We start from the raw sequence: 4,774 nt of genomic DNA on the forward strand, positions 1-4,774 counted from the left end.
AAAATTGTCTGAGCAATTTTTTGATAATTGACCACTGTTGCATTTGGTAAATCGAGGAGTTGATCAAAATTTATCCACATAACCCACCTCCTGTTCTGTGTTACTATTATACCATGCTCACACAGAACCTAGAAGAGCCATAAAAACAATAGGTAAATAATTTTATTTTTCCTAAAAACAAGATAGAGACGCTGCTGACAGCATCTCTAAATGATTATTTTTGGTTCAATTGAGGATAAAAAAGAGGTAACTAGCGCAATTCGGCGTTAAACTCGTTAAAAGAGCGTCTTTTTAACTCTACCGATTCTGATCGAGGCAGAAGATCAAAAACCTTTCTTAAGACATCATCCACATCTTCGTATTTAACATTGCCCAAACCATCATAAACCACTTTACCCTGTTGGTCTAAAACCACTGTTTGGGGAACCCCGCCGCGATAATAGTAACCCGGTTCATCGGCACGATAGGAAGACTTTAAGGGGATAGAATCGACACTTACGGGGATAATACTGGCGGCGCGACCATAAAACTCTTGAAAACGGGAGACAATTGCCGCAAATCGCTTACAATCGCTACTATCATCCAGATAATAGACAATAATAGCCGGAATTTTCCGTTGAAAAGTTTCCGCTAAATTTAAACGCGGTGGTACGAGGGAACCATTACCCGCATAGACCACAAAAATATTACCATCAAGGCGATCGTCATCGATTCCCGCATAGGCGCTAGGGGTTAGCCAAGGAGAGAAACTCGTCAGAGCAACAATGAGAAAGACAAGACAGATCCGAAGACGCAGCCGATAACGAGATTTCATGATCAACAGGGTTAGAATATTAAGACAATTTTTAGTTTGACATACCCCACGCCGTAAACGGACGTGGATTCTTCTAGCATCACTGCTGAGAATTTCTGGCTCAACGAGTCCACTTGAATTAGATTCCTGGCGAAATCCCACCCAGAGGTGGTTCTCTCCTCAGACTTTCGCTCCCTTACAGAAGCCTGTTTTCGTATGCCCTACGATACAGTTCAAAACCTCTAAAATAATTGGTTTCTCTGGTACTTGACGCTTAGAGCTTTTACCTATAGGAGCATTCCCCTATAGAACCCCATAACTCTAGTTTTCAAGGTGCGTTCATCCTGCGATGACTGGGTTTTTTAAGCGGTTGCTTACCCGGCCCGCTATTCTTAATATCATACATCACATAAAGTCGCCCTAAAAGGGCGAGGCTTTAAACCCAATTTTTAGTGTAAAAAATCTTGTGACCTTCGAGCGCGATAATTCCCAAACTACCCCGCGAGTCATTGCCGCTAACTCGCACTTTGCCGATACCTATTATGCCATTCTAGGACTACATCCGAGCGCCTCAGTGATCGAAGTGCGACGCGCCTATCGGGAACTAAGCAAACGATACCACCCCGATACTACCGAACTCAGCCCCGAAGTGGCAAAGGTTAAATTCCAGCGTCTTAACGAAGCTTATGCCACCCTGAGTAATCCCGATCGCCGTTCCCTGTATGATTTACAGATAGGTTACTCGCGCTGGAATGTCATCCAAACCATCCCCGATAGCGATCAACCCATAGCTAATCGTAGCGCCTATCTCGATCCGACTGATCGGCCCCTATCTTCGGGAGAGATTTTTGCTTTGTTTATCTTGGCACTCACCCTGCTCGGCTGCTTGTTACTGGCGGTGATTATTGCTATGCTTCGAGGAGAGAATGCTGTCACTGTAGCCCAATTATTTTTGATTTAGATGCGATGAAGATTCCCACTGCTGATACTCCCCTCTATAATCATCCCTTACCGGCGATCGAAGCATGGCTAGTTAAATTAGGTTGTCGGAAAAATACCGAGAATGTCCACTGTTGGACTGTGGAAAAACCGACATGGAAAGCGGAAATCTGCCTCGATATCGAAGAAATCACCGTTCGTTACCTTCGGGCAGCCAATGACGGCAGTGACATCAATCGCGCTTTTAAATACTCCCTGAGTCGCCAAGATATCGAATCGGCGGTTTTTTCTGGTCCCTAATCATCGGCCAAACTTTTGACTATTTCCAGTACACTTGTTCAGACTGAAATCAAAGCTCCCCCACAACTGGAACCGCTGCCGGCAGTGCAACCGTAGCAATAGGAAGCGGTTTGTACCTCTGTAATTAGCTCTAAAGTACCCGCTTGTAATAAATCCGGCAGGGTTAATTTTTGGCCTTGACTGGTGCAAGCGGCCAGACCCTCCATCTGATTAAAATCGCAGTCATAGATATTACCCAAATAATCGATCGAAAGCTGATTACGACACATCAAATATTCGACAGTATCGCCATTAAAATGGTCTTCGAGGAATTGAAGATAGGGTTGATAGAGTTGCTGGTGTTCCAGATGGAAGCGCGTCCTGCCGACGGGTAGGTTAGTGATAGTAAACAGATTGTTAAAAGAAATATTAAAATGTTCTTGCAAGAACTTTTTGTAATCCTGTGTTAAGGATACCTGATCCGGTGTGAGAGAAAAATTATCTGACTTAGGAATCTGGGGATTATAGACTAAATCCACAATCAAATTCGGCTCTTGAGCGTAGCCAAGACGGTTCAACCATTGTAAAGCGGCAATTGATCGATCATAGACTCCCAGACCGCGCATTTTATCCACATTATCGGCAAGATAACAGGGTAAAGAAGCCACCACCCGCAGCTGATGGCCAGCGCAATATTCAGGAATATCAGTAAATCCTTTCTCGAAATAAATAGTTAAATTCGAGCGCACAATTACCTCTTTTCCCGCTTTTCTAGAGGTTTCCACAATTGGTTTAAAACCGTAGAGCATTTCGGGAGCGCCGCCAGTCAGATCGACGGTTTTAATTTGGGGAAATCTTGCGATCAGTTCGATAATTTGTTCGCACACTTCTGGAGTCATTTCTTCGGAGCGAACTGGACTAGCTTCCACATGACAATGGCTACAAGCAAGGTTACATTTTTTTCCCAAATTAATTTGCAGAACCGAGATTTTTTGCTTAGTTAAAGGAGTTTTTAGTTTCTCGAAAAAAGGAGTCATGGGAGAGTAATCAGTGAACAGTAATCAGTAATCAGTAATCAGTAATCAGTAATCAGTAATCAGTGAACAGTAATCAGTGACCAATAACTAATCAATGATAACTGATAAGGGCTCTTCTCGACTTTGTGTGATAATTTTTGCTTATGGAGTCGTGAAATGCTTATCGGGCAAGACTTTTAGGGCTATTTTGCGGATATTCTATCAGTATAGACCTCGTTTCCACACAGAAACCAGAAGAGCCTGATAAGTAGGGAGGCACAATTATTTATAGGATGGGTTAGCGGTAGCGTAAACTATGCGGGCGTTGGGTTTCATGCTTCAACCCAACCTACGTTCATCTTATATTTAATTCCTGATAACTGATAACTGAGGGATCGAACTTGTCTCGACCGTACTTTTTTAACAGCAACCGCCCCCATTATAGTGCCAAGTGGACTCGGTGATGAGGATATCTTGGGGAGAGAAACGAGCCAAGTTGCTCGCAGTTTTATCACAGACGGCCACTGGCAATCCTTTGGCTAAAATATGTCCAGCACCATCATCAAAAATTGCCTCCGTACCAGTATAAATAGCAGTTTTGCCGGTAAAAATACAGGCCCCATCTTCGGGAATAGCTACTTTAAAAGCCACGGAATCTAAACTTTCTAAGAGGAGCGGCTCGGCTAAATTATAACTCTGACAGTCCAGTAAACGATAGGGACGACGGGCCCGAATTTCTACCTGACCAAAACCAGCAGCGATCAACTGTTGAATATAATCATCGTAGGTCAAGGCCCCCGATAGACACATAGCGCGTAAACGCTGATCTTCTTGCAAATGTTCGGGAATTGGACGAGGGGCGATCGGATCACTCATCAGTAAACGTCCTCCCGGTTTTAAGACGCGAAAAGCTTCCCGTAAAGCTAACTGTAAATCGGCTGGTTTAAAGATATTAAAAAGACAATTCTGCGCCACTACATCGACGGAGGCATCCTCCACCGGCAATTCAAAGGCAGAACCATCTCTAATTTCCACAAAATCGAGACTAAACCAGGGATTTTCCAGCAGCGCTTCGCTGAGATTTCTTTGGGCTGCCCAACGCATTTCTGGCACTGGATCTACCGCAATCACTCCCCCCGGACGACGGGAAAAATAGGCGAATTGCAGTGCTTCTAAACCACCACCCACACCCACATACAAAACCCTAGGAGAATTGCCTAATTCATTGGCCTGCACCGTCGTGCCACAACCATAGTTCATCTCCTGCATAATGGCAGGGATTTTTAACCCCGCTAGTTGCAAAGGACTGCTTTGAACACAACATAGCCCCACTTCGGGAGTTTGGGCCACTTCGCTGTAAAATTTGGCAGTAGCTTCCAGATAAGTCATTTTCATCCTTTAAACTCCTTTTCTCTGATCAATTCAAGGACCGACTTCACATCCTCGCCCAACGCTATCGTAGCATTCCTACTGACCTATAAGCGGTTAAAATTCGTCTTAGCTTATCTTGATGCTCCGGGATCTCGAAATAAGTACCTAGGCAAAATTATTTACACATGACGATCATTGCCCCGTAAGGGTTTTAGCTCGATCGGGCAGGTAATTAATGGCTCTTCGGGAATTGTTATGCAAATAATTAACTTAAAATAAAATTCGATGAGAGCGCCTACGCTCAAAAGTAGCTGAAATCCATACAGGGAAGGACTTAAGGCACAAACAGGTTAATACCAAAAGATAGACAATTGAG

The 4,774-nt window shown here is 43.9% G+C and carries 5 protein-coding genes; 2 read left to right on the forward strand and 3 right to left on the reverse strand.

Annotated features, from left to right (window positions below; all coding sequences use genetic code 11):
- Positions 1-250: 250 nt before the first annotated feature.
- Positions 251-814, reverse strand: a complete 564-nt coding sequence (locus IM509_RS14330; protein WP_052278334.1) for a thylakoid membrane photosystem I accumulation factor — start codon at positions 812-814, stop codon at positions 251-253.
- A 445-nt stretch (positions 815-1,259) separates the two neighbouring features.
- Here IM509_RS14330 and IM509_RS14335 point away from each other — a divergent pair, with 445 nt between their 5' ends.
- On the forward strand, positions 1,260-1,754 hold the full coding sequence (locus tag IM509_RS14335; protein ID WP_052275249.1) for a J domain-containing protein: 495 nt from the start codon (positions 1,260-1,262) through the stop codon (positions 1,752-1,754).
- A gap of 5 nt (positions 1,755-1,759) precedes the next feature.
- The gene (locus tag IM509_RS14340; RefSeq protein WP_052275248.1) at positions 1,760-2,032 is read left to right on the forward strand and encodes a DUF3143 domain-containing protein; all 273 of its coding nucleotides are present in this window, start codon (positions 1,760-1,762) and stop codon (positions 2,030-2,032) included.
- A gap of 38 nt (positions 2,033-2,070) precedes the next feature.
- Here the strand turns inward: IM509_RS14340 and arsS are convergent, their stop codons facing one another.
- Both arsS and arsM read right to left on the reverse strand, forming a co-directional pair.
- Positions 2,071-3,048, reverse strand: coding sequence for an arsenosugar biosynthesis radical SAM (seleno)protein ArsS (arsS, locus tag IM509_RS14345; protein ID WP_185238072.1), 978 nt, complete (start codon positions 3,046-3,048; stop codon positions 2,071-2,073).
- Between the two features lie 399 nt (positions 3,049-3,447).
- Positions 3,448-4,422, reverse strand: a complete 975-nt coding sequence (arsM, locus tag IM509_RS14350; protein WP_185238073.1) for an arsenosugar biosynthesis arsenite methyltransferase ArsM — start codon at positions 4,420-4,422, stop codon at positions 3,448-3,450.
- Positions 4,423-4,774: the final 352 nt, after the last annotated feature.

It is taken from the genome of Microcystis sp. M31BS1, assembly GCF_020245285.1.
Taxonomy (GTDB): Bacteria; Cyanobacteriota; Cyanobacteriia; order Cyanobacteriales; family Microcystaceae; genus Microcystis; species Microcystis panniformis.